General features: G+C 46.6%; 26 protein-coding genes. 18 read left to right on the top strand and 8 right to left on the bottom strand.

Annotated elements, in window-relative coordinates; genetic code table 11:
• Window positions 1-6 precede the first annotated feature (6 nt).
• Both typA and MKY41_RS07895 read left to right on the top strand, forming a co-directional pair.
• Window positions 7-1848 (top strand): translational GTPase TypA, encoded by a 1842-nt coding sequence (typA, locus tag MKY41_RS07900; protein WP_340744515.1) that lies wholly within the window; start codon window positions 7-9, stop codon window positions 1846-1848.
• 68 nt (window positions 1849-1916) lie between these two features.
• Window positions 1917-2252, top strand: coding sequence for a YlaH-like family protein (locus MKY41_RS07895; protein WP_340744514.1), 336 nt, complete (start codon window positions 1917-1919; stop codon window positions 2250-2252).
• 147 nt (window positions 2253-2399) lie between these two features.
• On the opposite strand, the gene MKY41_RS07890 is transcribed toward MKY41_RS07895, so the two are convergent.
• A complete protein-coding gene (locus MKY41_RS07890) occupies window positions 2400-2603 on the bottom strand; it encodes a YlaI family protein (RefSeq protein ID WP_340744513.1) in 204 nt (67 codons plus the stop codon).
• 13 nt (window positions 2604-2616) lie between these two features.
• A complete protein-coding gene (locus tag MKY41_RS07885) occupies window positions 2617-3117 on the bottom strand; it encodes a peptidyl-prolyl cis-trans isomerase (RefSeq protein WP_340744512.1) in 501 nt (166 codons plus the stop codon).
• 183 nt (window positions 3118-3300) lie between these two features.
• Between MKY41_RS07885 and MKY41_RS07880 the strand changes: the two genes are divergently transcribed.
• From MKY41_RS07880 to pyc, 3 genes are all read left to right on the top strand, one after another.
• Window positions 3301-3582, top strand: a complete 282-nt coding sequence (locus MKY41_RS07880) for a YlaN family protein (RefSeq protein WP_340744511.1) — start codon at window positions 3301-3303, stop codon at window positions 3580-3582.
• Window positions 3583-3790: 208 nt separating this feature from the next.
• On the top strand, window positions 3791-4972 hold the full coding sequence (locus MKY41_RS07875) for an FtsW/RodA/SpoVE family cell cycle protein (RefSeq protein ID WP_340744510.1): 1182 nt from the start codon (window positions 3791-3793) through the stop codon (window positions 4970-4972).
• Entirely contained in the window at window positions 4972-8412 is a 3441-nt protein-coding gene (gene pyc / locus MKY41_RS07870) for a pyruvate carboxylase (RefSeq protein WP_340744509.1), read from the top strand. The genes MKY41_RS07875 and pyc overlap by 1 nt, the downstream gene beginning before the upstream one ends.
• Window positions 8413-8562: 150 nt before the next feature.
• Here pyc and MKY41_RS07865 read toward each other — a convergent pair whose 3' ends face one another.
• Complete coding sequence (locus MKY41_RS07865; protein ID WP_340744508.1) at window positions 8563-9477, bottom strand: COX15/CtaA family protein; 915 nt, start codon at window positions 9475-9477, stop codon at window positions 8563-8565.
• A gap of 393 nt (window positions 9478-9870) precedes the next feature.
• Here MKY41_RS07865 and cyoE point away from each other — a divergent pair, with 393 nt between their 5' ends.
• From cyoE to MKY41_RS07830, 7 genes are all read left to right on the top strand, one after another.
• Window positions 9871-10788 carry a heme o synthase gene (gene cyoE / locus MKY41_RS07860; RefSeq protein ID WP_340744507.1) on the top strand — a complete coding sequence of 306 codons (918 nt, stop codon included), beginning with the start codon at window positions 9871-9873 and terminating at the stop codon, window positions 10786-10788.
• 95 nt (window positions 10789-10883) lie between these two features.
• Window positions 10884-11945 carry a cytochrome c oxidase subunit II gene (gene coxB, locus MKY41_RS07855; protein WP_340744506.1) on the top strand — a complete coding sequence of 354 codons (1062 nt, stop codon included), beginning with the start codon at window positions 10884-10886 and terminating at the stop codon, window positions 11943-11945.
• Window positions 11946-11979: 34 nt separating this feature from the next.
• Window positions 11980-13854: a cytochrome c oxidase subunit I gene (locus MKY41_RS07850; protein WP_340744505.1), complete on the top strand. Its 1875-nt coding sequence runs from the start codon at window positions 11980-11982 to the stop codon at window positions 13852-13854.
• The gene (locus tag MKY41_RS07845; RefSeq protein WP_340744504.1) at window positions 13854-14480 is read left to right on the top strand and encodes a cytochrome (ubi)quinol oxidase subunit III; all 627 of its coding nucleotides are present in this window, start codon (window positions 13854-13856) and stop codon (window positions 14478-14480) included. Before MKY41_RS07850 ends, MKY41_RS07845 begins: the two co-directional genes overlap by 1 nt.
• A 1-nt stretch (window position 14481) precedes the next feature.
• Window positions 14482-14829, top strand: coding sequence for a cytochrome C oxidase subunit IV family protein (locus MKY41_RS07840; RefSeq protein ID WP_340744503.1), 348 nt, complete (start codon window positions 14482-14484; stop codon window positions 14827-14829).
• Between the two features lie 116 nt (window positions 14830-14945).
• Complete coding sequence (gene ctaG, locus MKY41_RS07835; protein ID WP_340744502.1) at window positions 14946-15923, top strand: cytochrome c oxidase assembly factor CtaG; 978 nt, start codon at window positions 14946-14948, stop codon at window positions 15921-15923.
• A gap of 15 nt (window positions 15924-15938) precedes the next feature.
• Entirely contained in the window at window positions 15939-16400 is a 462-nt protein-coding gene (locus MKY41_RS07830) for a DUF420 domain-containing protein (RefSeq protein ID WP_340744501.1), read from the top strand.
• A gap of 42 nt (window positions 16401-16442) precedes the next feature.
• Here the strand turns inward: MKY41_RS07830 and ytvI are convergent, their stop codons facing one another.
• Window positions 16443-17501 (bottom strand): sporulation integral membrane protein YtvI, encoded by a 1059-nt coding sequence (gene ytvI, locus MKY41_RS07825; protein WP_340744500.1) that lies wholly within the window; start codon window positions 17499-17501, stop codon window positions 16443-16445.
• A gap of 141 nt (window positions 17502-17642) precedes the next feature.
• Window positions 17643-18059 (bottom strand): YugN family protein, encoded by a 417-nt coding sequence (locus MKY41_RS07820; protein ID WP_340744499.1) that lies wholly within the window; start codon window positions 18057-18059, stop codon window positions 17643-17645.
• 358 nt (window positions 18060-18417) lie between these two features.
• Between MKY41_RS07820 and MKY41_RS07815 the strand changes: the two genes are divergently transcribed.
• Entirely contained in the window at window positions 18418-19494 is a 1077-nt protein-coding gene (locus MKY41_RS07815; RefSeq protein ID WP_340744498.1) for a CAP domain-containing protein, read from the top strand.
• A 1-nt stretch (window position 19495) separates the two neighbouring features.
• On the opposite strand, the gene MKY41_RS07810 is transcribed toward MKY41_RS07815, so the two are convergent.
• A complete protein-coding gene (locus tag MKY41_RS07810; protein ID WP_340744497.1) occupies window positions 19496-20254 on the bottom strand; it encodes an amino acid kinase family protein in 759 nt (252 codons plus the stop codon).
• A gap of 86 nt (window positions 20255-20340) precedes the next feature.
• On the opposite strand from MKY41_RS07810, the gene MKY41_RS07805 reads away from it, so the two are divergent.
• On the top strand, window positions 20341-21777 hold the full coding sequence (locus MKY41_RS07805) for a UDP-N-acetylmuramoyl-L-alanyl-D-glutamate--2,6-diaminopimelate ligase (RefSeq protein WP_340744496.1): 1437 nt from the start codon (window positions 20341-20343) through the stop codon (window positions 21775-21777).
• Window positions 21778-21867: 90 nt separating this feature from the next.
• Window positions 21868-22311, top strand: coding sequence for a YlbF family regulator (locus MKY41_RS07800; RefSeq protein WP_340744495.1), 444 nt, complete (start codon window positions 21868-21870; stop codon window positions 22309-22311).
• Between the two features lie 110 nt (window positions 22312-22421).
• On the opposite strand, the gene MKY41_RS07795 is transcribed toward MKY41_RS07800, so the two are convergent.
• Window positions 22422-23333: a glycerophosphodiester phosphodiesterase family protein gene (locus MKY41_RS07795; RefSeq protein WP_340744494.1), complete on the bottom strand. Its 912-nt coding sequence runs from the start codon at window positions 23331-23333 to the stop codon at window positions 22422-22424.
• A gap of 551 nt (window positions 23334-23884) precedes the next feature.
• Here MKY41_RS07795 and MKY41_RS07790 point away from each other — a divergent pair.
• Entirely contained in the window at window positions 23885-24157 is a 273-nt protein-coding gene (locus MKY41_RS07790) for a YlbG family protein (RefSeq protein ID WP_340744493.1), read from the top strand.
• A gap of 2 nt (window positions 24158-24159) precedes the next feature.
• Here the strand turns inward: MKY41_RS07790 and MKY41_RS07785 are convergent, their stop codons facing one another.
• A complete protein-coding gene (locus MKY41_RS07785; RefSeq protein ID WP_340744492.1) occupies window positions 24160-24546 on the bottom strand; it encodes a DUF7147 family protein in 387 nt (128 codons plus the stop codon).
• 65 nt (window positions 24547-24611) lie between these two features.
• On the opposite strand from MKY41_RS07785, the gene MKY41_RS07780 reads away from it, so the two are divergent.
• Window positions 24612-26054, top strand: a complete 1443-nt coding sequence (locus tag MKY41_RS07780) for a hypothetical protein (RefSeq protein WP_340744491.1) — start codon at window positions 24612-24614, stop codon at window positions 26052-26054.
• Window positions 26051-26605 (top strand): 16S rRNA (guanine(966)-N(2))-methyltransferase RsmD, encoded by a 555-nt coding sequence (rsmD, locus tag MKY41_RS07775; RefSeq protein WP_340744490.1) that lies wholly within the window; start codon window positions 26051-26053, stop codon window positions 26603-26605. The genes MKY41_RS07780 and rsmD overlap by 4 nt, the downstream gene beginning before the upstream one ends.
• Window position 26606 lies beyond the last annotated feature (1 nt).

The raw sequence follows: 26606 nt of genomic DNA, 5'->3' as shown, positions 1-26606 counted from the left end.
GAAATTATGTCGAATGTACGTAATGATTTACGTAATATAGCAATTATCGCACACGTTGACCACGGAAAAACGACATTGGTTGACCAACTTTTGAAACAATCCGGGATTTTCCGCTCTAATGAGCATGTGGATGAACGGGCTATGGACTCGAACGATATTGAACGGGAACGTGGAATTACCATTTTGGCAAAAACGACAGCCGTTGAGTATAAAGATAAAAAAATTAATATTCTGGATACACCAGGCCACGCCGATTTTGGTGGAGAGGTGGAACGGATCCTAAAAATGGTGGACGGTGTTATTTTGGTCGTCGACTCGTATGAAGGATGCATGCCGCAAACACGCTTCGTTTTGAAGAAAGCACTCGAAGAGAATTTGAAACCGATCGTAGTCGTCAATAAAATCGACCGGGAATTTGCGCGGCCTGTAGAAGTCGTCGATGAAGTGTTGGAATTGTTCATCGAATTGGATGCGAATGATGAGCAGCTTGAATTCCCGGTTGTGTACGCATCCGGTTTTAATGGAACTGCCAGTCTCTCTCCGGATCCTGTCGACCAGGAAGATACGCTCCGCGTGCTCTACGACGCCATTATCGAACATATTCCGGCACCGATCGACAATCGGGATGAACCGCTGCAATTTCAAGTATCCCTCCTTGATTATAACGATTATGTCGGCCGAATCGGTATCGGACGTATTTTCCGAGGAACGATGAAAGTCGGACAGCAAGTGTCCGTTATGAAACGAGACGGTTCGTTGAAAAACTTCCGGGTGACGAAAATGTCCGGATTCCTTGGGCTAAAACGAATTGAAATCCAAGAGGCCTTCGCAGGAGACTTGGTTGCAGTCTCCGGAATGGAAGACATCGATGTCGGTGAAACAATTTGTCCGGTCGACCATCCGGAAGCTCTACCATCTTTGCATATCGACGAGCCGACGCTTCAGATGACATTCCTTGTCAACAATAGCCCGTTTGCCGGGAAAGAAGGGAAATGGGTCACGGCACGGAAAATCGAAGAGCGATTGGAACAGCAACTGCAGACGGACGTTTCACTTCGTGTTGAGCCGACCGACTCCCCCGATGCTTGGACAGTATCTGGCCGCGGGGAACTTCATTTATCCATCCTGATTGAAAATATGAGACGGGAAGGATTCGAGCTGCAAGTTTCCAAACCGTCTGTTATCGTCAGAGAGATTGACGGAGTGAAATCAGAGCCTGTTGAACGGGTACAGATCGATATTCCGGAAGAACATACTGGATCCATCATCGAATCGATCGGTGAACGGAAAGGCGAAATGCTCGATATGATCAATAACGGCAATGGCCAAGTCCGCCTCATCTTCCTTGTGCCTGCACGTGGATTGATCGGCTATACGACCGAATTCCTTACATTGACGAGAGGATACGGCATTTTGAACCACACCTTCGATTCGTACAAACCGATGGCATCCGGAAAAGTGGGAGGCCGTCGACATGGCGTTCTCGTATCAATGGAGAACGGAACTGCGACGCCTTATGGTATAATGCAGCTAGAGGATCGCGGCACAATGTTCGTAGAAGCGGGAACGGATATCTATGCAGGGATGATTGTCGGAGAAAATACGCGGGATAATGATTTGACAATCAACTTGACGAAAGCAAAACAAGCGACGAATGTGCGCTCTGCTACGAAAGACCAGACCGTCACGACGAAGAAACCACGGATCATGTCTCTGGAGGAAGCGTTGCAATACTTGGATGATGATGAGTATTGTGAAGTCACTCCGAAATCGATCAGACTCCGTAAAAAAATCTTGGATAAAAACGAACGCGAACGGATCCAAAAGAAGAAAAAATTTGCAGAATGATATATAGTGGTAGGTACAGGATTTATAATATGCGTACTATCGCTTTCAGTTAGAAGGGAATGTGCTAAATGAATGGTACTATCGGGGATGCAGAAGCAATTGAAGCTATGTCTCCAGTTGCTCGTTTGATTTTTGAGCTGACGTCATCAACTTCAACTGGGATTTGGTTATTTATAGTTGTTTTCATCCTTTCCGCCATTGTATTTAAGCTGGGTTTTGCCAGGAAGATAAAACCATGGCAAAATATTGTGATCTACAGTTTCCTGTTCTTGGGATGTATAGTTCTGACGTTTTTTGCGATTTATCTTCCTATCGTGGAAGGGATGATTGTCGCGGCGCTCATTTTAATCATCTATCGCGTCCGCAGGCTGAATGAACACAAAGAAGACTCCATCGCATCGTAATGCGACGGAGTCTTTTTTTCAATTTCAGATAAAAATGCAGGTGCCCGGCTCTATCGTTGCTGTTCAGCCCCTTTAGGAAAGACGAGCCTTTCCGGCCATACATTTCAGCGGTTATCGGAGCTGTACAGGCACCTTATGCTTTTCTGGTTAAAAATCTTTTTCAATCGGATGGGTGCTACGCCGGAAGAAAAAGTTTCCTGTCGCGATGCGGGCAATGGTCTTTTCTGCAATCCGGTCGCTGCACCGTTCACACATATACGTATGAATCGGGCGATTCCTCAATTTTTTAGCCAATGGAAGGTCATCGGGAAGCTGCCCGATTTCGTCGCATATGACACATTTGACGCGCATGGCGATCCCTCCTTCAGTCGATTCGGATGGCGTGGATGTTGCGGACGGGGTCGTTTTGATTGGAACCGTCTGTGAATAGAAGATGAACCGGTCCATCTTCACGGAGTGGTTTTCCTTCATCGCTGAATTTGAAAATCAGCCGATCTCCTTCTTCCAAAGGGACAGAAAACTCTTCTCCGTTGGCCAGTTCAAACACAATCGTCTTGGCGTCCTCCGCTGGTCCCGCGATCCGAATGAATTGTTGCAACAGGATGCCGAATGTTCCTGTCAGCATTTTGGTCTTCTCGTATTTCGCCTCGGTTTTCAATGTGGGTGGGAAGGTGGCCCCTTCCATGATTTCACGGGACCAATGCTTGCCCATGTCTTTTTTATATTGTTCCATTTCATCAATGTTGATCTGTTCCTGTGTAAAGTATGTTGTCAGGTCGATCCGCCGGTCATCAAAAATCCAAACTGTCGGATCTAAAGTGATGACATGCTTTACCTTTCCTTGGATCGGAATGATAGATTCCAAATTCGTTTCCTCCTACCTCGCAATATCCTTTCGTTTTTAAGTATACCGCTTTTTCCTATGATTGAACAATGATTTAAAACAGCGCCCAGCGTTCACGGAAGGGAAACACTTGCTTTTTGGCGTCTCAAAAGATACAATTTATTCATAATAACCGATTAGAAAAAGGTTGGTGAGGGCACCCTCATGGATACAGATTTGCAAGAAACATACCAAGAAAAGGCTTTGAAGCAGCTTCAAGCTGATGCCGATAAGATCGCCCAACTCATTAAGGTGCAAATGGACCATCTAACTATGCCGCAGTGCCCTTTATATGAAGAAGTCCTCGATACCCAAATGTACGGGCTATCCCGTGAGATTGATTTTGCGGTGAAACTCGGACTCATTGAAAGGCATAAGGGGAATGAAATCCTGTCCCTGCTTGAAAAAGAGATGACGGTTCTGCACGAATTATATACAAAAAAATAAGCCGAAGACTCAAACTCATCCAAAGTTTGAGTTTTTTGTTTAATTTCGTTCATCACTTGAATGGAATCCTTGCAGGAGCTGAGATTTGGGGAACTCCGGTCACTCCTGACACGTTACAGTAGGGGAAGGTCAATCTTACAATAGACCTGAAAAACTGGAGATTCCCGATAAGGGAGGTCCGCCAATTGATTGAAGAAGAGGTATTGCTATGAAACTTTATATAAGGCGCTTATTGAAGCATTTTGATTTTCCTCTGTTTTTTACCTATCTGATCCTCTGCCTGTTCGGGCTCGTCATGATTTACAGCTCGAGTATGGGGGCTGCCGTGAACCGGTATGAGTATGCTTCCGATCATTACTACCGGAAACAGCTTATTAACCTGGCCATTGCGATACCCGCTTTCTTCATGGCCGCCTTTTTTCCGTATAAAAACTATAAACGAAAAAAATTGATGATCGTCTCTGTAATCGGCATGCTCTGCCTTCTGTTCTCGGTCCATTTCATCGGGTCGGGGGATCACGTCGGAGCGAATAGCTGGATCAAGACGCCGTTAGGCAATATCCAGCCGTCCGAAGTTGCGAAGCTTGTAATCATTGTCTATTTTGCGAGTGTCTTTGCCAAGAAATACGAAGCTGGCACGATTGATAATATTAACAAATCGATCGGACCCCCTATTTTGATCCTCGTGCTTGCTATTATCTCGATCATGTTTGAGACAGATATTGGGACGGCTTTCATTATTATTATCGGTTCGCTCTCCGTCTTGGCCGCAAGCGGAATCAAGAAAAAGACTTTCATGAAATTGAGTGGAATTGTAACGATGGCCATGATTCCCGTTGCTTTGATCATTTTTGTTGCATGGGATTTCGTCATGACGGACTCGAGAAAAGGCCGGTTGCTGTCTTTCTTAAATCCTTTTGATTATTTGCAAGGCTCCGGTTATCAAATTGCAAACGGATATATTGCAATTGGTGCGGGTGGGGTAAAAGGACTAGGTCTAGGAAATTCTGTCCAAAAAATGGGATATTTACCCGAACCGCAGACGGATGTCATTATGGCTGTCATTTCAGAAGAGCTGGGTGTGTTCGGATCGCTTGTTGTAATAGGGGGACTCGGCTTCATCGTACTCCGCGCTCTCTACATTGCCCTACAGACAAAAGACCCACATGCACGGATGCTGGCAGCCGGAATCGGTAGTGTGATCGGCATTCAGACCTTTGTCAACCTAGGAGGCTTGACAGGACTAATTCCTCTTACAGGCGTCCCGCTCCCATTTATAAGTTATGGCGGAACCTCTGTTATTCTGTTATCTTTATCTTTAGGAATATTGATGAATGTGTCAATATTCACTAAATATGAAAAAATGAAAAGAAGAGGGAGTGCCTTGTGATGGAAAAGATTGAGAAAATTCTTGTAGCCAACCGAGGAGAAATTGCAATCCGCATATTTCGGGCTTGTACGGAATTGAACATTCCAACGGTCGGCATCTATTCGACGGAAGATAGTGGGTCATTCCATCGATACAAGGCAGACGAGTCCTACCTTGTGGGGAAAGGGAAAAAGCCGATTGATGCCTATCTGGACATCGAGGGAATCATCGCAATCGCGAAGGATTCCGGGGCGAATGCAGTCCATCCGGGATATGGCTTCTTAGCAGAGAATGAGGAGTTTGCCCGTCGCTTGGAAGAGGAAGGGATCATTTTCATCGGCCCAACTTCGAAGCACCTGGACATGTTCGGGGACAAAGTCAAAGCACGGGAACAGGCGATTCAAGCAGGAATTCCGGTCATTCCGGGGAGTGATGGCCCTGTAACGTCAGTAGGGGATGTATCGGCATTCGGAGAGGAAAATGGCTACCCGATCATCATCAAAGCTTCGCTCGGTGGTGGAGGCCGCGGAATGCGGATCGTCCAGTCTGCGGATGAAGTGTTCGAGGCGTATGAACGCGCCAGATCAGAAGCGAAATCTGCATTCGGTTCAGATGAGGTGTATGTTGAAAAATTTATCAATAAACCGAAGCATATCGAAGTTCAAATTTTGGGGGATTCGTCCGGTAACGTCATTCATCTGTATGAGCGAGACTGTTCGATCCAGCGTCGCCACCAGAAAGTAGTCGAAGTGGCGCCATCGATTTCGTTGGACGATGGATTGCGTAACCAAATTTGCGATGCAGCTGTGAAATTAATGAAGAACGTCAATTATATGAATGCAGGAACGGTTGAGTTCCTTGTTGCGGATGGAAATTTCTATTTCATCGAAGTCAATCCGCGGATCCAGGTGGAACATACCATTACTGAAATGGTGACGGGAATTGATATCGTCCATGCACAGATCCATATTGCAGATGGACAGAACCTTCATGAAGGACCATCCGCAATCCCTGCGCAGGCCCAGATACCGCTATTCGGCTACGCCATCCAATCGCGGGTGACGACAGAAGATCCTTTGAATGATTTCATGCCGGATACCGGGAAACTAATGGTGTATCGTTCCGGCGGCGGATTTGGCGTTCGCCTTGATGCCGGAAACGGGTTCCAAGGGGCTGTCATTACGCCGCATTATGATTCCTTGCTCGTGAAGGTGTCGACTTGGGGCATGACATTCCGCGAAGCGGCCGGCAAAATGGACCGTAACTTGCAGGAATTCCGAATTCGTGGCATTAAAACGAATATTCCGTTCCTTGAAAACGTTGTCAAACATAAAAACTTCTTAACTGGGGACTACGATACTGGTTTCATCGATTCCACGCCGGAATTATTTTTATTCCCTCATCGGAAAGACCGTGGGACGAAGATGCTCAATTATATCGGAAACGTCACCATCAATGGATTTCCGGGTATTGGAAAACAGTCGAAACCACTATTTCATCCAGCCAGAAAACCGAAAGTCGATTTGCTGACGCCGCCACCGGCAGGAACGAAGCAGATCTTGGACGAACGCGGAGCTGAAGGGCTCGTCCGGTGGATCAAGGAACAGGAGGATGTTCTTCTGACGGATACGACATTCCGGGATGCGCATCAATCCTTATTGGCAACGCGTGTCCGGACTGCTGATATTACGTCAATCGCATCCGAGTCGGCCCGTATGATGCCAGACTTGTTCTCCTATGAAATGTGGGGAGGAGCCACATTCGATGTCGCTTACCGTTTCTTGAAAGAGAGTCCATGGGAACGGCTATTGAAGCTGCGGGAGCAGATCCCGAATGTATTGTTCCAAATGCTGCTTCGCGGAGCCAACGCAGTCGGTTATAAAAACTATCCGGATAACGTCATCCGCGAGTTCGTGGCAACATCAGCGCAAGCGGGAATCGACGTATTCCGCATCTTCGACAGCTTGAACTGGATCAAAGGAATGGAAGTTGCCATTGATGAAGCACGCGCCTCGGGTAAAATTGCAGAAGCGGCCATCTGCTATACTGGTGATATTTTGGATGATTCCCGTGCGAAATATACAGTCGAGTACTATAAAGAGATGGCGAAAGAATTGGAAGCGGCAGGTGCCCATATTTTAGCTATCAAAGATATGGCGGGATTGCTGAAACCGGAAGCAGCCTATCGTTTGATTTCTGAATTAAAAGAAACGATTGAGTTGCCGATCCATTTGCATACTCATGATACGAGCGGCAACGGGATTTTCATGTATGCACGGGCCATCGAAGCGGGAGTCGACATTGTCGATACAGCGCTCGGCGCCATGGCGGGGCTCACGTCCCAACCGTCCGCCAGTTCCTTATATTACGCCTTGCAAGGCGGGGAACGTCAAGTGCGGGCTGATGTCAAGTCGTTGGAAGATTTATCGTACTACTGGGAAGATGTCCGGAAATATTATCAGCATTTCGAAAGCGGCATGATGAGCCCTCATTCGGAAATCTATGTCCATGAAATGCCGGGTGGCCAGTATTCCAACCTTCAACAACAGGCGAAAGCGGTCGGATTGGGCGAACGCTGGGATGAAGTGAAAGATATGTATTCCCGTGTCAACTTGTTGTTCGGGGATGTCGTCAAAGTGACTCCGTCCTCCAAGGTCGTCGGGGACATGGCATTGTTCATGGTGCAGAACGATCTGGATGAAGAATCTGTTTTGCTGCGCGGAAAATCGATTGACTTCCCGGAATCGGTCATCGAGTTTTTTGAAGGGTATATCGGGCAGCCATACGGCGGATTTCCGAAGGAGCTTCAAGAAGTCGTCTTAAAAGGCAGGGAACAGATTACGGTGCGCCCGGGCGAATTGCTCGAAGATGAAGACTTTGACAAAATTCGTGCAGAATTGAATGAGAAACTGGAGCGCCCGGTGACAAGCCACGAAATGCTGGCGCACGCGCTTTATCCGAAAGTGTTCGAGGAATATTGCGCAACGCATCAAATGTTCGGAGATGTCTCGGTCTTGAGCACGCCGGAATTCTTGTATGGGATGCGGCTGGGCGAAGAGATCGAGGTGGAGATCGAGAAGGGCAAAACGCTCATCATCAAATTGGTTTCCATCGGGGAGCCGCAATCCGACGCAACTCGTGTCATTTACTTCGAATTGAATGGACAACCGCGTGAAGTCATCATTGAAGATATGAGCATCGAATCCGATACTGTGAAAAAACAGAAGGCCGATCCTCAAAATGAATCGCATATCGCGGCCACAATGCCAGGAACTGTCCTGAAAGTCGCGGTTTCCAAAGGAACGAAAGTGAGACGGGGCGAGCATATGTTGATCACGGAAGCGATGAAGATGGAAACGACCATCCAGGCACCTTTCGATGGAGTCGTGAAAGACATTCATGTCAGCGCCGGAGAATCGATCGCAACCGGCGACTTGCTTATCGAATTAGACCATGCGTAATAAACCAAGCTGCCAAAGTTAGGGTCGACCTACTTGGATTGGGCATCTTACTAGGCGTTCCAGCAAAAAATAAGCATCCGGATAAATTCCGGATGCTTTTATTAATTCGCCTTATTAATGGTTAGTATAAGGTAGTGTGTAACTGACTTTCTATTGTTTGCTATCCTTGCTTCTTGAAACGAGTAGAACCATATACGTCAACAGGCCGAAAAGCAAAGAGATGAATAGGGAGTGTAACAGAGCGATGTAAAGGTTCAACTTGGTCAGAATGACAATCATTCCTGTGATAACTTGCGCCGTAACCAATAGGAAGGCGATGATCCAGCCCCAAAGGATGGCACGTTGGTCCTTGTAATGGCGGAAGGCATGAATAGCGATGATGCCGATCCAGATGAAGATGAGGGCTGCGGCAGTGCGATGCCCCATCTGCACCCATTCATACATATTCCCCGGTAATCCAAACTGTCCGTTGTGGCAAAGCGGCCAATCCGCACAAACGAGCCCTGAATTTGTATGACGGACGAGCGCCCCGGTATAGACGACAATGTATGAGTAAATGGATACGCCGATTGTATGCCATTTCAGCGGTTTGCCAATTCGGATTTTATCCGCATCGAATTTCTGGTCAACCTCGAAAATGAGTAGAGTCAGCAAAAGGACAGAGGCAAATGAAATGAGCGAGATGCCAAAATGTAAAGCGAGGATGAAGTCACCTTGTCCCCATAATACTTGAGCTGCCCCGATAAGTGCCTGTAAGATCAGGAAAAAAACGGCCATGAACGCCAAAAATTTAGTTTCCCGAATATGGCCAATCGATTTCCAAGACCAAATCGCCAAAACGACGATTAAAATCCCGACTGCACCGGTTACGAGACGATGGGAAAATTCGATGAGCACTTCGGGTGTGATTTCATCGGGGATGAGCTGGCCATTACATCCTGGCCAATGCCGTCCGCATCCCATTCCACTGTCCGTCTTCGTTACCAGGGCTCCGCCTAGAAGGATGAGCAACATCCCGACAGTCGAAGCGACCGCGAACCATTTTAAATATTTATTATATCGCAAAAGCAAAACACCTACTTTTAAGTAATGACCATTGATAAAATGGCCCCTGCTTTTTCGATGATAACGAAAAAAAAACGAAAAAACAATGTCCAACGGAGGAATTCAGCACTCCGCCTCTTCATTTCACAAATTGTTCATAAAAAAGAACCTTTAACTTCACAAATGGGTTGGTGAAATGCTTTATCATAGGGAGGGTGAAGGATTATCTGAACACAGCTATTTATGCAGCGAAAACAATTTGACGGATTCAACTATAAGAAAGCATTGTTTGATTCTTGTCGAGTCACCACGGAATTTGGGGAATTTTTGATTATGTATAGAAATTATGCCTAAATTTCGATATAGTTAAATGTATAGCGGTTTTCGCTGACAACTTTGAAAGGAGGGGGGGATATGTCAAACGGTCGAACTATTTCGACGGCGGTCAAACCGGAAATGGAAACGGCATCGGCCTTCAAGGATTTCCTTGCACTCATCAAAATCGGTATCGTCAATTCAAATCTGATTACGACATTCACCGGACTCTTCCTGGCATTTCAATTCACTGGCAGAGGTTTTCTGCATAACCTTGATCTGCTTGTTTATGCGATTGCGGGAACCGGATTGATCATCGCCGGGTCTGCGGCGCTGAATAATCTGATTGATCGTGATATCGACCCGATTATGTCAAGGACAAAATCGAGACCGACTGTGACAGGCCGCTTCAAAGCACCGGCTGTTTTGGCACTCGCACTCACATTCATTGTTCTCGGAGAAATCCTATTGTTCTCGGCATCCATGCCAGCAGGCTTTTGGGGTCTTGCGGGTGTGTTCAGTTATGTTGTACTCTATTCGATGTGGTCGAAACGGAAGCATGTCGCCAATACGATTGTCGGCAGCATTTCCGGTGCAATCCCACCGTTGATCGGATGGGCCGCGGTTGAGCCGTCGCTCGGAGTCGGTGCATGGGCGCTGTTCCTAATCATGTTCATCTGGCAGCCGCCGCATTTCTACGCGTTGGCGATGCGTCGGACGGAGGAGTACCGGGCTGCGAATATTCCAATGCTGCCGGTTGTAAAAGGATTTGCCAGGACGAAGAAGTCGATGCTCGGCTGGGTTCTTTTGCTGTTGCCATTGCCATTTTTGCTCATGCCTTTAGGAATCGGTTTCATAGTACTTGCAACGTTGTTGAACCTTGGATGGCTTTATCTGGCTCTTAAAGGGTTCAAGGCGGAAGACGACCTGAAATGGGCGACTTCCATGTTCATCTATTCACTGAACTACATGACAATCTTGTTTGTAGCCATGATTATCTTTTCTATTTTTATCTAACCGGAATTCTTTCTTAACGCAGGAATTCACATAGAGAGGTCATCAGTCCTCAAAATTAGAAAAACATTTTTTAGAAAGAGAGGTATCATTAAGCGATGATGAAAGGACTCAAAAAGTGGCGTCTCTTTTCTCTTTTGGCAGTTCTGACAGTGTTCCTTGCCGGGTGCGGACAAGAAGAGATATCCACGCTCCTTCCCGCCGGTCAAGTCGGAAGGGACCAATTCAATTTGCTGCTATTGTCATCAGCAATTATGTTACTCGTTATCCTTGTTGTCGTTACCATCTACGTGATTGCTCTAGTTCGTTTCCGTCGTTCCAAATTTGGCGAGAAACATATTCCTGAGCAAGTTGAAGGAAGCCACACACTGGAACTGGTATGGACAATCATTCCGATTCTTCTGATCCTGCTCTTAGCCGTCCCTACGGTTTACTACACATATAAATTAGGGGATGTAACGGCGATGGGTGCTGTAGATGATGAAGGGAATGCAGAAAACCTTGTTGTCGACGTGACAGCAAAACTATATTGGTGGGAATTCGAATATCCTGACCTCGGGATTGTGACGGCTCAGGAATTGGTTGTTCCGACTGATGAAAAAGTGTACTTCAATCTGATTGCCGCGGATGTTAAGCACTCGTTCTGGATTCCAGCAGTCGGCGGTAAGCTCGACACGAACGTTGAAAACGTTAATAAATTCTATTTAGTATTCGAAAAAGAATCAAAAGATCTAAAAGATGGTGTGTTCTACGGGAAATGTGCTGAACTTTGCGGACCATCACACGCACTTATGGACTTTAAAGTAAAAACTATGCCGCGTGCCGAATTTGATCAATGGGCAGCTTCCATGCAAGCAACTGCGGATAACCAAGTGGTTGCAAATCCACAAGGTGAAGATGTGTTCCAACAAAGCTGTATCGGATGTCACGCAGTATCTGGCGTGGGTGAAACTGGCGCGCAAGGACCAAACCTTGCAACTTTCGGTGACCGTAACCGCATTGCTGGATTCATGGACCATACGGAAGAAGATCTGAAAGACTGGATCGTGGATACACAAAAACATAAACCTGGCAACAAAATGCCATCTTTCCCTCAACTGAGTGATGCGGAACTAGATGCACTTTCCGAGTATCTCATGGGCTTATCTGTTGAGAAATGATTTGTAACGTGAATTTGTAGAGGAGGTAAAAGTAGTGAGTTCAGTTGCTCAAAAAAAGGGTTTTGGCGCAACGTTGTGGGACTGGATGACAACAGTCGACCATAAGAAAATCGGGATTCTATATTTCGTGGGCGGAGGCTTCTTCTTCGTACTCGGCGGTATAGAAGCGATGATTATCCGTTTGCAGCTATTAAAACCGAACAACGATCTTGTCAGTGCTGGGCTTTTCAATGATCTGATCACGATGCACGGTACGACGATGATCTTCCTTGCGGCCATGCCGATATTATTCGGTTTTATGAACGCGATCGTGCCTCTTCAGATTGGAGCACGGGACGTTGCGTTCCCATTCATTAACTCGTTAGGTTTCTGGATGTTCTTCTTCGGAGGATTATTCCTTAATATTTCATGGTTAGTTGGCCAAGTGCCGGATGCCGGATGGACGTCTTATGCGTCATTATCACTTGCATCTGAAGGACATGGTATTGACTTCTATGCAATCGGTCTTCAAATAGCCGGTGGTGGTACGTTAATGGCGGGAATCAACTTCCTGGTCACCATCATTAACATGCGTGCTCCGGGTATGACTTACATGCGTATGCCATTGTTTACATGGACTACGTTCGTCGCATCAGCAATGATTCTATTCGCTTTCCCTCCACTTACAGTCGGATTGTTCTTCTTGACATTCGACCGTATGTTCGGTGGAAATTTCTTTGATCATCTCAATGGTGGTAATACAATTATCTGGGAGCATATTTTCTGGATTTTCGGTCACCCTGAGGTTTACATTCTGATTTTGCCGGCATTCGGTATTTTCTCTGAAATCTTCTCGACGTTTGCACGGAAGCGCCTGTTCGGTTATCCGTCCATGGTATTCGCTACGGTACTCATCGGGTTCCTCGGTTTCATGGTTTGGGCTCACCATATGTTCACAGTAGGTCTTGGACCGACTGCGAACGCGATCTTTGCGGTTGCAACAATGGCGATTGCCGTACCAACTGGGGTTAAGATCTTTAACTGGTTACTTACTATGTGGGGCGGCAGTATCAAAGTTACGACTCCGATGTTGTATGCTCTAGGTTTCATTCCATCATTCGTCATGGGTGGAGTTACAGGTGTTATGCAGGGTGCGGCTCCGCTTGACTATCAATTGCATGACTCCTACTTTATCGTTGCCCACTTCCACTACGTTATCGTCGGTGGGGTAGTACTTGCGATTTTGGCAGCTACTCATTATTGGTGGCCAAAAATGTTCGGTACGATGCTGAACGAAGCACTTGGTAAAATTACATTCGTATTTTTCTTTATCGGTTTCCACATGACATTCCTGATCCAGCACTGGTTAGGATTCTGGGGAATGCCGCGCCGTGTCTGGACGTTCATGGACGGACAAGGCTGGAACACTGCAAACTACATCAGTACGATTGGTGCCCTTCTCATGGCAGTTGGGGTTATCGTACTCGTCATCAACATCGTGATGACTTCTGTAAGAAATGTGAAAGTTGGAAATGACCCTTGGGGCGACGGACGTACGCTTGAATGGGCAATCGAATCACCTCCAGTCTTCTACAACTTTGCTGCAACACCACTTGTACGTGGACTTGACACAGTGTGGATTGAGAAACAGGAGGGGAATGAATCAGGCCTCACAGCTGCTGAGCCTGTTACGGATATCCATATGCCGAACGGTTCCATTATTCCGTTCCTCATGACACTTGGATTATTCATTGCCGGATTTGGTGCGATGTTCCGTACCGAAACTTCATGGGGCTTGGCGGTTCTCATTTTCGGTCTTGCTTGGACATTCGTTGCGATGGGAGTACGTTCCTTGAAAGACGATTTGGGCTTCTATGTTAAGAAAGAAGACATTCTCAATGATCTAAAACGCAAAGGGGGTCAAAACTGATGGCTTTGAATACTAAATTCACCCCTGAAACGTGGCCGGATCACCCGGAGAAAGCGACACTTGAGGCAAAGAACAAGTTTGTCGGTTTCTGGCTCTTCCTTGGAGGGGAAACCATCCTCTTCGCAACTCTGTTCGCAACATATGTTGCATTGAAAAACAAAGGGCCAAGCGGCTTTGAATTCACCACTCAGGGACTTTATGAGTTGCCTCTTGTCTTCGTCATGACAATGCTCCTTTTGACATCGTCCTTGACGAGTGTATACGCAATGTATCATTTGAAAAACTACAACTTCAAGAAAATGCAGCTTTGGCTTGGAATCACAGCCTTCTTGGGCCTTGGATTCTTGATGCTTGAAGTATATGAGTTCTCTCACTATGTGCAACTTGGTTTCACGTATGGCAGCAGTGCGTTCAGTTCTTCGTTCTATACGTTAGTCGGAACACACGGTTTCCACGTGGCCGTCGGTCTAGTTTGGATTACACTGTTGATTTTCCGTAATGCCAAACGCGGCCTAAACTTGTACAATGCGACGAAGTATTATACTTTCTCGCTGTACTGGCACTTTATCGACGTTGTCTGGGTGTTCATCTTCACTGTAGTCTACTTGATGGGAGTGGTAGGTTAATATGGCGGACATTCAAGTCTACAAAAAGTCTCCTGCTGAAATGGAATTAGGGCGGCGACGTGGAAAGCAGGCTATGCGTGCGCAGGTCATGATGTTTTCATTGATGATCTTCCTCACATTGCTTTCATTCTCCATGGTGGTTGCATTTGAATCCGGAGTTGTCGGATTTTCCAAATTCTTCATCATTCCGATAATCATGTTATTCGCTGCCGTCCAAGTCGGTTTACAATTGTATTACTTCATGCACATGAGTGAAAAAGGGCATGGCATTCCACAAATGTTCATGTTCACAGGCGCATTGCTTGGCTTCCTCATTCCGTTGACTTTCGTCACAATTGTATGGTGGTAATGCTAGACGGAAAGCCTAGGGAAGAATAATCTTCCCTAGGCTTTCTTTTTGTGCGTCATTGCATTCTGTATGTCGAGAATTGGCAATTTGTCATAGTTCATTCATTGTGTTCATTGATGGTACGATTTATAATGGAGAAAGACTTTAGTGAAGGAGCGATGGCAATGTTGCCTTTGAGCATATTCGGATTTCGCGCATTGTGGAGTCCTTGGTTTTTCTTATCGATCCTTGCCGCGGTGGTTTTATATTTTTTATTGACCAAGAAATGGAGACATAAGTTTGATGGGGAGGAGCCGGTGACTCGGAAGGAGATTGGCTATTTCCTTGCCTCGATGGTCTTGCTCTATATCGTGAAAGGCTCGCCGATGGATTTGATGGGCCATATTCTATTCTCGGTTCATATGGCGCAAATGGCTATACTTCTTTTGATAGTTGCTCCTTTTTTAATCATCGGAATCCCAGACTGGATTTGGAAAAAGGTATTGGATATCAAGATCGTGGGTAGAGCAATGCGCTTCTTTACGAATCCCGTCCTGAGCCTTATTCTGTTTACCATTATGTTTTCCTTGTATCACTATCCGTTTATTTTGGATCAAGTAAAACTTAGCATTATCTTCCATGCACTGTTTACCATCACATTATTCATCTTTGCTATCTTTTTATGGTGGCCGATCGTCAATACACTGGAAGGACAGCCTAAACTTCATGGATTGAAGAAAATCGGTTACGTCATTCTCAGTGCTATTCTGATCACACCGGCCTGTGCTCTCATCATCTTCGTGGATGTCCCTGTTTATGACACGTATAGCAGTGGAGAAGCATGGCTGCAAGCGATGGCTCTTTGCGTACCTGGAAGCACCCTTGCCGGACTTTCGGGACTAGGCATTTCAGGCCCAGAATTATTTACGAAAATGCCTACAGTGTATGATCAACAATTGGGCGGCATTTTGATGAAAGTCATTCAGGAACTTATTTATGTAGTAGTAATTGGTAAAATATTTATTAAATGGTATAAAGAAGAACAGCGAGATGCCGATGAAATAACTAAAAGAGATTTACTGGAACGTCAAAAATTGACGATGCACGGCTCTTGATAGGGGAGAAGTAATATGGATGTCCCATTACTGCCAACAATCAGCACCTTCTTCATTGTTCTGTCGGCGGTGCTGGTTGCAATCGGGTGGTATTTGATTCGGAAGAAAAAAATTGAAGCGCATAAGAAGACGATGCTGGCGGCCGCGGTTTCGGCGCTGCTCTTTTTCATCATTTACCTTTCTCGGACGGTGTTTGTCGGGAATACCGCTTTTGGCGGACCCGAACATTTAAAAGTGTATTATACGATATTTCTTATCTTTCACATCTTTTTAGCGACAACGGGGGCCGTTTTCGGCATCGTCACGATTTACACGGGCCTGAAGCAGAATTTGGTGCGTCACCGCAAAATTGGCCCTGTTACGAGTGTCATCTGGTTTTTCACCGCCATTACAGGGGTGGCTGTCTATCTTCTTCTCTATATTTTCTATAAAGGCGGGGAGACGACGTCGGTTTTCAAAGCGATATTAGGATTGTAAACAAAAAACACGTGACCCATACGACGGGTTCCGTGTTTTTTATCATATTCTGAAGCTGAGTTTGATGATTCCTGCTTCCCTTGCTGTTGTAAAAAGGATGACAATAAGTGGCCCGAGGAAAAAGCCGAGGAAGCCAATCAGCTTCAATCCGATGAACATCGCTATTAATGTCGGAAGCGGTGATAACCCGATCTGGGAACCCATTACCTTTGGTTCGACCGTTCTTCGGATGATAAGGAGAATAGCCGCTAAAATCGCTAACTTCGTGCCCATGGCGACATCCCCGCTTATGTAATGATACAGTGACCATGGCGCCAGGATAATAATCGACCCGAGAATCGGAATGACGTCAATGATCCAGATGACGAGTGACATGACAACGGCGTATTTCGGTGAGATGATGAGCAGCCCTATGAATGTCACCGCTAAAATGATGAAACTGACGAGAAGCTGGGCTTTCATGAATCCGAAGATGACAGTGTTCAGCTTCGTGATCATATATCGCACTTTTTCGGCTGTAGATGTTGTCAAATGCCTAAAAAGCATCTTTTTAAGTTCAGGCAATTCAAGCATGAATAAAAAGAGGGCTATCAGATAGACGAGCAAAGCGACGAGGAGATTAGGAATATCAGTCATCAGGTCCATGATCCGTTGGTAACTTAGCAAGTCCAATACCGAATCCCGGATGGATTCAAAAATATTTTTGAACTCTTTTTGGATCGCTTTGACTACATCGTCCGGCATGCCTGCCGTATACTGAAATAACTTATTCTGTGTATCAATCCATAACCCCGACATGGAATTGAAATAATTGGGTGCTTCTTTTGTAAAATGGATGATCTTCCCAATGAGGCGAGTCACCGTATAATATAGAATGGAGGTGACGATAGCGAGGATGAAAATGAATACCGAGATGACGGAAATTTTACGGCTCCATTTGAATCTTTTTTCTGCCAGTCGGACAAGAGGATCGATCAGTAAAGCTGTAATCAGTGCAAAGATGATCGGTAAGGACACCGGCACGATGAACACGAATAGTAAAATAACCAAGATGATGCTCAAAAAAATAATAAAGTTTCGTTTCGTAAGCCATTTTGCCAACCGTCATTCCCCCAAAAATATTCACTATTTTAATTATACCCAAAAGAGGAAGAATTGAATAGGAAGAGACAAGAATTTCTAGAAAACGTATGAGTAGAAAAAAACCGGAGAACAGGACGCTCTCCGGTGACATGAATCAAATTATTTTGTTAAAGCTGGTTTCTTTTCTTTCTTAGCTTCCTGCACTTCTGTTGCCACTGTCAAATTATACGGTTTTAGATCTGCATTCACCGCTTTTAACGTAGCAGCGCAATCTTTCAGCAGGCTGGCTGGAAAATGTTCTTCTTCCCCGTATTCAACACCAAATGGGTAGTAGTACTTTCCGATAACCGGTTTTTTCAGTTGGATGATCGCATCGCGTGCATCTACATCCCCTTCAGTTGCTACGCCGAATACGCGTAAATAATATGTGCCTTCTTTCACAACATATTTTTTATCGTATGTGACACGTTCATAATCCCATTGTCCAGCACGGATCAAATCATGTTTCAGCATGATTTCGTCCAGTACGTTGACGTCTGCAAGAATATTTTCAATGTCTGTATTTTCAATATACATTGTTACATCCTCCTTATATATAATCCAGCCATTACCCTATACCTATTAATAATAGAACAAAACGAATCTAGTTGCAATGACAACATTGTGTCAGCAAATATTGGACGGAGAAAAATAATTTACTATTTAATCTATATCAGGCAATACCGAAGTATAATAAAAGAGAGCCATTATTCGCTCAAAAAAGTCATTTTGAAATTCAAACTATTTACTGTCCAATTGAGAATAAGGTATACTGATGGTTTACTCCATCCTGTATTTTGTCTTATCCTATAGGCAATTGCGGAGTATATTTTGAGAAAATCATTTGATTCTGTGAATTGTTAAAATATTACACAAGGGGAGCGGGACGCCGTTTATGAAAGTGATTTGGAGAATTGGAGTACTTTTGATCCTAGTCCTTGCCTTTCTTTATTATATGGATGATCGTGTATTGGAAAATGAATTGTTGGAATCCCCAGTCAACCATGGAAACCCGATTCCAGTTCCTCCTTCAGGGGAAGAATCGAGGATGGATGCTTTAGCCCGCCCGACGAAAGGGATTTCCACATTTGTCGGAAAAAAAGCGGATGCGTTGGTGGAGGTTTTTGGAGAACCGGACCGAAAGGAGCCATCCGGCTATGGCTTCCATTGGTGGGTGTACAGGGGAGCAGACCGGTTGATGGCTGGAGTCCAGGATGGCGTAGTCATGCAAATTTATAGCGCCGATGTGAAAGCTGATGTCACCCCGTTTACTATCAGTCAACAAGTCGAAGAGATTCGACGGTTCACTATTATGGAATCGGAAGTGAATGTCAAGGTCGACAATAATATTTATACTTTTACTCTTAATAGCGATGATATGAAAAACCGTGTGTTAGTTCCATATGAGGGGGTCTATGCACAGCTTTATATCGATGATGTGGATGGTGCATTGGAGGCGGTCCGTTTCATCGATCCCATTATGTTAGTCATCCAGCAGCCTTATGACATGGCGTATATGGGCAATATGGTTACAGCGGAACGACCATCTTCCATGGTTCAAATGGAAGTGAATCATGCGATGGAACTTCAGATTTTCGAATTGACGAACCATTATCGAATCAAACATGACCTACCGGAGCTCGTGTGGGATGAGCAGCTCGATGTTGTAGCGAGTGAACATAGCAAGGACATGGCCATTGAAAATTATTTTTCCCATGAATCTCCTGGGACCGGCAATTTGGCCAACCGACTCAAGGCGGCTGACATCATCCATAAGAAAGCGGGAGAGAACATCGCCTTCAATTATGTAGATGCGATTGAAGCCGTCCACGGTTGGCTCAATTCTCCGGCCCATCGGAATGTTCTGCTTGATAAGGATTTCACCCATATCGGCACCGGTGCCTATGGAAAATACTATACACAAGATATGATCCGCAGAGTTGCGGAGGAAACTGAGCCAGAAGAGGAATGAATTACGGCAATACCCAAGTTCCCTCTTCCGGATTGCAAATGCCCCTTATGTAAAGGGGTGTTTTTTTGTCCAAAGCGTGCATGGCCGCCCGCTTCTGAATGATTGGCTTTTCACAATCGAGCAGCGGCAAAAAGTCCTGTAATGAAATTTTGTCCAGTTTTTTTGCGGTGGCTACTTGTTTTGGATCATCTGTCATGACTCCGGGTACATCTTTATAAAACGTCACATGATGTGCTTGTAAAGCGGCCCCTAGAGCAATGGCGGTCAAATCGCTGCCCCCCCTGCCGAGTGTCATCACTTCGCCTTTGTCATTGACTCCTTGAAATCCGGGAATGATCAGGCAGCGGCTTTCTTCGAATCCATCGAGGATCGGAGATGTATCAATCGATTCAATGGCAGCATCGCCGAATTCACCGCTAGTCGTGACACCGGCCCGATTCCCATGCAGCACCAGATTGGGGACTCCCGCCGCCTTCAATTCTGCTGAGAGGACGGCAGCGGCGATCAGTTCCCCACAAGATGCCGCTAGATCACGGGCTTTCATATCCGATGAAAAAGCAGTTGTCAGTTGCAAGAGGCTATCTGTCGAGTAGGGATCATGCATCCGCCCGATAGCGGAGACCACGACCAATACATGACGGTACTTATTTAAACCATCCCTTATATGCTCGATGCATGCGGCTCTCATCTGTTCATCTCTCATGGCGATTCCGCCGAATTTCTGGACGATCATATAGACCCCCAACTTTCTTCGTGACATTCATACCTTCTTGTTCATACGATAAAGTATGTTCGCTCTCAATATATTCGTGTTTTTCGAAAATGTTCGGGAAGGGGAGAGGGGTGTTGCATGTAACGGAGCTTCTAAAAGATTGGCCTTGCACAGTCACGGGGGGGCGCCCCCGGGTTCAGGTCACGGGCGTTACAGAACGGGCCGCCAATGTCGGGGAAGGGTTCCTCTTCGTCGCTAGGAAAGGGAAGCGGCAAGATGGAGCCAGTTATATAGAAGAAGCGATACAAAAAGGAGCTGTTGCTATCGTTGTCGATCGACCCTCCTTGTCGGAGCTTCCGCTGAATGTGCCGATCATCACAGTACCGGATTGCCGGAAATTCCTTTCCTATGCAAGTGCCCGGTTAGCAGGCAATCCGTCTGAAAGGTTGACGGTCGTGGCGGTGACCGGGACGAATGGCAAGACGACCGTCACCCATTTCATCGGGCAATTATTGCAAGGGCTTGGCATCCGATGTGCCGTGATCGGTACGATCGGCATTTTCATCGAAGGGCGCCGAATGGAGTATGACTGTCCGGAAATGACTACGCTGCCCGCTGAATACTTGCATCCTTTATTGGCGTATTGTGAAAGCCGGGGGGTAACTCATGTCATCTTGGAAGCCTCCTCCATCGGCTTGGCCAACTCGCGGCTTGCACATTGTGAAATCGACGTCGGCCTCCTATTGAATATCGGCCAAGACCATTATGAGGAACATGGCGGCAGGGAAGCTTACATTGCCGCCAAAGGACGATTGCTACATCAAGCCCATGCCATCATTGTCAATCAAGATGATACGCAATGCCGTCAAATGGCAGACGCTTCGGAACGGCCTACTCTCTATTTTGGCGCGGCTGCCATGCTCGGCTATTCGACAGATCTGATCCTTCAAAAACTTGCCATCCCGGGCCATTATAATAGACTGAACGCCATTGCAGCGGCAAGTGCACTCATCGCTCTCGGCTATACGGTTGATGACGTTGCCGACCAAATAAGTATGTTGGCATTGCCGGAAGGAAGGTTACAGCGCCTGGAGCAGGATGGAGTCCAGGTATTCATCGACTATGCCCATACGCCGGATGCACTTGAAGCTGTCCTGCAAACACTGTCGACCATTTGCTACGGAAAGCTGATCACTGTCTTCGGTTGTGGGGGAGAACGGGATAAGGGGAAACGGGCGGAGATGGGAGAACTGGCTGTCCGCTATTCATCTCTCGTTTTCATCACGACCGATAATCCGCGCAATGAAGATCCGGTACGCATTGTACGGGATATCAAGGAAGGGTTCGGCGGGGACTGTTCGACAGTCGAGGCGGTGCTGGATCGGAAAGACGCCATACGCCAAGCGATTTTCCGGGCCGCTCCCGGAGACATTGTCTTAATTGCCGGAAAGGGCCATGAAAAATACCAGCAGACCGCAACCGGTGTCCTTCCTTTTTCGGATGTGGCCGAGGCGGAATGGGCTCTCTCGGAAAAAACGTATGAAGGGAAAGTGGAAGGCGGATCGAGGTGACAATGGAAACATCCTGAAATTCCGGGCGGCAATAGATGCACATGCGTCTCGAAATCTGGTATGATGGACGGGATGGGAGGCGATGATTGTATGATGATGACCGACGAATGGCTCGCCATCATCGAACAGATAGATGAACTTGCTGATATGCTGCGGCATTCAGAAGTAGTGGCCGAGTACCAGCAGGCCTACGATCGGGTCTATTCGGATCCGGATCTAGTCCAGTCAATCAGGAAGTTCACCGAGATGAAAGAACGATATGAAGAGGTGCAGCGGTTCGGGAGATACCACCCGGATTACCATATAGTGATGAAAACGATCCGCCAGCAAAAGCGGGAGCTTGACTTGAATAAACAAGTCGCCGCCTTGCGACTGGCAGAGAACGATATCCAGCAAGTGTTGGATGAAATCGGGCTAAACATGGCCCATGCCGTTTCAGAGGCGGTGAAAGTGCCGACCGGCAACGCCTTTTTCGCAGATTCCTCCTGTGGAACGGGTTGCGGAACCGGTGGAAGCTGTTCCTGTTCGGCTTGAGGAAGAGGGCTGCCTGTTAAGGGCGGCCCTTTTCTTTGTACTAAAATATCCCACAGGCTTCGGTGTATGAAAAGAAAGGGCTCTCCGATTTTACGGACAGCCCTTTCTTTTCATTCGCCCCCATGCTCTTGCACGATTTCCAGGGCTAGCTCTGGATTGTCGACAATAAAGCCGGCCGCGCCGGCATTCAGTAATTTTGTAAAGGTTTCCCGATCTGTAATGGCCTCAAAATAAATCGGGATGTTCAATCTGGAAAGGAACTGGACGAAGCTATCGGATCCGTAGTGGAAAAGGGCCTTTTTATCGGGGACCCTGAACAGGTCGGCCCGCGGATTGTAGAGATGGCCGAATCTGCTTGCATAGGCCGCATACGCTTTTTTCACTTCGTTCTCCCCGGCGCCGATGGCAATCTTATGCTGTGCATATAAATTGAAACGATCAGTCTGCTCGTCATACGGGCTAGTTACCGCAATCCGATCCTCTACTCCGATTTCGTCCAACAGACCCCATAGCTTCGACGGCATGAGGCTTCCTTCATATGTATCCGGTGCATCTACCAAATTAATCATAACGAACATATGGGGGAATTGTTCCAGAATTTCCCGAAGGGTGACAACTTGTTCCCCTTGGTCACGGTATTTAAAAATTCCATTGTCATCAGAAAATCCATAGCCGGCGTCCGCCGCTTTTAATTCAAGTAGCGTAAAATCAGACACGTTGCCGGACAAATCCGTTGTCCGATCGACGGTTTCATCATGGAAGAGAATGATTTCTTCATCCTTTGTCAGCCGGGCATCGATTGCAAATCCATGGACACCCAATTCGGCGGATTTTGTGAATGCTGCCATTGTGTGTTCCGGTGTGTCCACAAGACCGCCCCGGCGTGCCAGAATGATCGGGTTTTCAAAATCGAGCGCTTTCTTTCCTTCCCGTGGAACTGGTTTTGCCACGACTTTGGAAGCGGCCCAAGCTGCAATACCGGCAGCCCCCACTGAAAGTGCAACCTTTGTTTTCTTCCCCATTCAGGAACCTCCTCAATTTACATATCCTTATTTCATTATAGGATAAAAGATTGGTACTGTCAGCCATATTTGGACACAAAGCAGTTGGAATCCTGGATGATGGCGGGAAGGAAGGGCCTCGGTTTTACAGGGCATTGAATGGGTGAGAGGTTATGGTTCGTGATTTCCCGTCTCTATAGCCAGTTCTCTTCGCAAATTAAAAAATTTTACTTCGTTCACCTCGGATACCATCCAACTCTCCAAGTTTGTCCAGTATTAAAGCCAATTGTTTTTCCATCCGTTCATCCTTTTTTTATCCACGGATTTCCAGCCCTTCAAGCCGATTGTGCAGCTTCGTACACAGTCGATTGCCGTTCCCTAAATTATACAGACCAGTCCTTTTTCGTAAGATGGCAAATCTTCTTTCCCTACACCACCTGTGCTAAGTTGATGAATGTCCACGTTCCGGCGTGGCCCGTTCCGGTTTTCTGTGAGCAAAAGTTGGAAGATGTTCGGTTGCAGGCCTTTTCGGACCTATGGTATTGTATGTGTTAGGAAAAGAGGGGAAATCTATGGTTGATCGACAAGGAGTAATTGTATATCTCCATCATTTAAGACAGGCAAAATCATTCCGTAAATACGGTCATGTCCATTATATCTCTCGCAAGATGAAATATGTGGTCCTCTATTGCAATCAGGAGGATGTCGATGGAGTCATCGGCAAGATCGAGCGGTTGCCGTCCGTGAAAAAAGTGTTGCCTTCCTATCGGCCATTCATTAAGACGGAATATACGAATGCCAAGCCTGATAAAGCGAAAGAATATGATTATAAAGCCGGTTTATAAGCTCATTGCAGCGGAGGCAATAAATGGTTCAGGCGCAAGATGCCGATGACATATTGATAGAACAGTTCTTGCTCGGCAAATTCTGAAGAGTTCTTTAATTCGATGGCGACAGGCTGGCTTCCGGCTTGCTGCGCTGCTTCCTGGAACAGGGTGATCCGTTTTGAATCCCGGTCTGCAATGCCTTCGCGGCAAATGTAGATTGGCATGAAATTGCAACCGCTGGCCGGTCGGAACGAGGCGGCCAGTGAAAACGCCTTGCCGGTTGCTGTATTGGAAGCCAACAAATAGGTGTTATGTAAACGGTGCCCGTTGGTATGGATCAATTCACAGAGTTCGTAAACATCACCATACCCTTCGCCGAGTTCGATAAATCGCTGATGCAAAATCATAAGGAACACTACCTTTCTGAATATGGAATACCGTATTCATCATACCATGCGACGGGGTGTAGAACTTGAAATTTATTGTTAGGACGGTTGTAATTTTGTTGATTGTGGATGCGCTTCTTATATATATGCATTACAGTCAGAAAGAAGGGTCGGACGCGGAAGCTGCGGGCATCCGGGAAGTTAAGCAGGAGATTGAGTTGGTGAACCGTCCGGATGGCCTTCACATCCGCCACCATTTTAGCAACTTATCCTCGGATCGATACGAAATCGTCTGGCCTGAGAAAAGTGTGACCCGCTCCTGCCATTTAGAAGAACCGACTTCCTGTGACCGGTTGGATGAAAATTTGACCGGGCTATCAGAAGGGGAAGTGCCTGTCCAGTCCATTTCCTATGTGATCCCAAAGGAACAGGCCATGAAGGGAACCGCCCTCTTCCGAAACACCTTTGCAGAGCTTCGGGGGGCAATCGTGTCAACGACCCGCTTCCATCTGACGGATGAAACAGGGATTGGCGGCTTATGGGTCAATGGCTTGAAACGGATTGGGCATAAGGAGATGGAACATATCGATTATTCCTATTACCGGGGGGCAGGTAGCATATCCGATCTTTATTGGCAAAAAGAGAATTCGCCTTTGGTATTTAAGGGAGATCGCTTATCCGTCTACGGGAAAAGCGGGACGGAGGTCAATTTTGAGAGCGCGAATGCGGCGTTGGAGGAAGTGCAGGTGCCTCATTCCACCGTTATTTTGGGGAAGGAGGGACAAGTCATCCGTTCGGGGCGTTTCATCATCACACCGAATCGAAATATCGGCCGTGCCACGGACCTTTTTATGGCAAGCAGCATGGATGGACGATTTCAACTGCCGGCAACCGGACCGACCCTTGCCGAAGTGCTCGCTTCCATTTTGAGCGATAAGCCGACAGGTTCATCCGAAGCCCGGGCCATGTACCAAACACTGCAGGAATCGGTTACAGAGGATGAGATGGCCGCTTTGCAAACCAAATTACATAAGAAAACAGGGGAAAAGATGAATGGGGCCGCTCTTGATGACCTGATAGGCGAAGTAACGGGATTCGGTACTTCCTATTTTGAGAAAAGCCTCAAAGACGGTTCCGCCGATCATCCATTCCTCGTGGAAGATCTCCGGACTGTCACGTTGAATGGAGAGGCGCTCCCGGAACTGCGCGTCCTGCTGAAAGACGGGAAGATCCTTTATCCCTCGAAGACAATTTTACGCAAGATCGGCTATACGATCGACAGCAACGAACGTTCCATTTATATAAAAAGCGACCAACGGAATTTCAGGTTTCCGAGAAAGGATCCTTTTTACGTGTATAATGAACAGAAATTCACGGTCAATTCCATTCCTTTCGAACTGTTGGAAGGGGATATCTATTTCCAAGAAGAGGCATTCAAGCGTCTATTTTTGCTGAGCATCGAGAAGAAAGAGGAGCAGATTGATATTGTGCCGATTGCAAATCTGTTGGAGGAGGTTCAACCGAAATGAGGATCGTAGCAGGATCTAGGAGAGGAATTCCGTTGAAGTCGTTGCCGGGAACGGGAACACGTCCGACGTCAGATAAGGTGAAAGAGTCCCTTTTCAACATCATCGGCCCCTATTTTGACGGCGAAACCGTGGTGGAGCTGTTTGGCGGCAGCGGCTCTTTATCGCTGGAGGCGTTGTCCAGAGGTGCCGAAAAGGCTATCGTTTTTGAAAAGAATCCGAAAGCTTGTGCAATCATCCAAGCAAATGCGGAAAAATGCCGTTTCTCCGACCAAGTACATATTCATCGGGCAGATGCCCGAAACGCAGTTAAGATTTTGGAATCGGGTGGGGGGAGAGTCGATCTGCTTTTTATCGACCCGCCTTACGCCCAAGAAAAGCTCTATGGGCTGGCAAACGGACTAGTCGAGGCTGGTCTGTTGTCTGAGAGGGCTCTCATTATTTGCGAGCACGAGAAAAAGATGGAACTGCCGATGTCCTATGGTTCATTTAAACAAATTAAAAATGTCGTCTATGGAAATACAGCCATAACGATATTCGGGAATGAGGGGTAAA

This window comes from Sporosarcina sp. FSL W7-1349 (assembly GCF_038003045.1).
Classification (GTDB): domain Bacteria; phylum Bacillota; class Bacilli; order Bacillales_A; family Planococcaceae; genus Sporosarcina.
This window is presented reverse-complemented; position numbering and strand designations above follow the sequence as displayed.

Bases quoted from the DNA above. Each gene is read 5' to 3' on its own strand.
- typA (WP_340744515.1), top strand. From the start codon at position 7: ATGTCGAATGTACGTAATGATTTACGTAATATAGCAATTATCGCACAC.
- MKY41_RS07895 (WP_340744514.1), top strand. From the start codon at position 1,917: ATGAATGGTACTATCGGGGATGCAGAAGCAATTGAAGCTATGTCTCCA.
- MKY41_RS07890 (WP_340744513.1), bottom strand. From the start codon at position 2,603: ATGCGCGTCAAATGTGTCATATGCGACGAAATCGGGCAGCTTCCCGAT.
- MKY41_RS07880 (WP_340744511.1), top strand. From the start codon at position 3,301: ATGGATACAGATTTGCAAGAAACATACCAAGAAAAGGCTTTGAAGCAG.
- MKY41_RS07875 (WP_340744510.1), top strand. From the start codon at position 3,791: ATGAAACTTTATATAAGGCGCTTATTGAAGCATTTTGATTTTCCTCTG.
- pyc (WP_340744509.1), top strand. From the start codon at position 4,972: ATGGAAAAGATTGAGAAAATTCTTGTAGCCAACCGAGGAGAAATTGCA.
- cyoE (WP_340744507.1), top strand. From the start codon at position 9,871: ATGTCAAACGGTCGAACTATTTCGACGGCGGTCAAACCGGAAATGGAA.
- coxB (WP_340744506.1), top strand. From the start codon at position 10,884: ATGATGAAAGGACTCAAAAAGTGGCGTCTCTTTTCTCTTTTGGCAGTT.
- MKY41_RS07845 (WP_340744504.1), top strand. From the start codon at position 13,854: ATGGCTTTGAATACTAAATTCACCCCTGAAACGTGGCCGGATCACCCG.
- MKY41_RS07840 (WP_340744503.1), top strand. From the start codon at position 14,482: ATGGCGGACATTCAAGTCTACAAAAAGTCTCCTGCTGAAATGGAATTA.
- ctaG (WP_340744502.1), top strand. From the start codon at position 14,946: ATGGTACGATTTATAATGGAGAAAGACTTTAGTGAAGGAGCGATGGCA.
- MKY41_RS07830 (WP_340744501.1), top strand. From the start codon at position 15,939: ATGGATGTCCCATTACTGCCAACAATCAGCACCTTCTTCATTGTTCTG.
- MKY41_RS07820 (WP_340744499.1), bottom strand. From the start codon at position 18,059: ATGTATATTGAAAATACAGACATTGAAAATATTCTTGCAGACGTCAAC.
- MKY41_RS07815 (WP_340744498.1), top strand. From the start codon at position 18,418: ATGAAAGTGATTTGGAGAATTGGAGTACTTTTGATCCTAGTCCTTGCC.
- MKY41_RS07810 (WP_340744497.1), bottom strand. From the start codon at position 20,254: ATGTCACGAAGAAAGTTGGGGGTCTATATGATCGTCCAGAAATTCGGC.
- MKY41_RS07800 (WP_340744495.1), top strand. From the start codon at position 21,868: ATGATGATGACCGACGAATGGCTCGCCATCATCGAACAGATAGATGAA.
- MKY41_RS07795 (WP_340744494.1), bottom strand. From the start codon at position 23,333: ATGGGGAAGAAAACAAAGGTTGCACTTTCAGTGGGGGCTGCCGGTATT.
- MKY41_RS07790 (WP_340744493.1), top strand. From the start codon at position 23,885: ATGGTTGATCGACAAGGAGTAATTGTATATCTCCATCATTTAAGACAG.
- MKY41_RS07785 (WP_340744492.1), bottom strand. From the start codon at position 24,546: ATGATTTTGCATCAGCGATTTATCGAACTCGGCGAAGGGTATGGTGAT.
- rsmD (WP_340744490.1), top strand. From the start codon at position 26,051: ATGAGGATCGTAGCAGGATCTAGGAGAGGAATTCCGTTGAAGTCGTTG.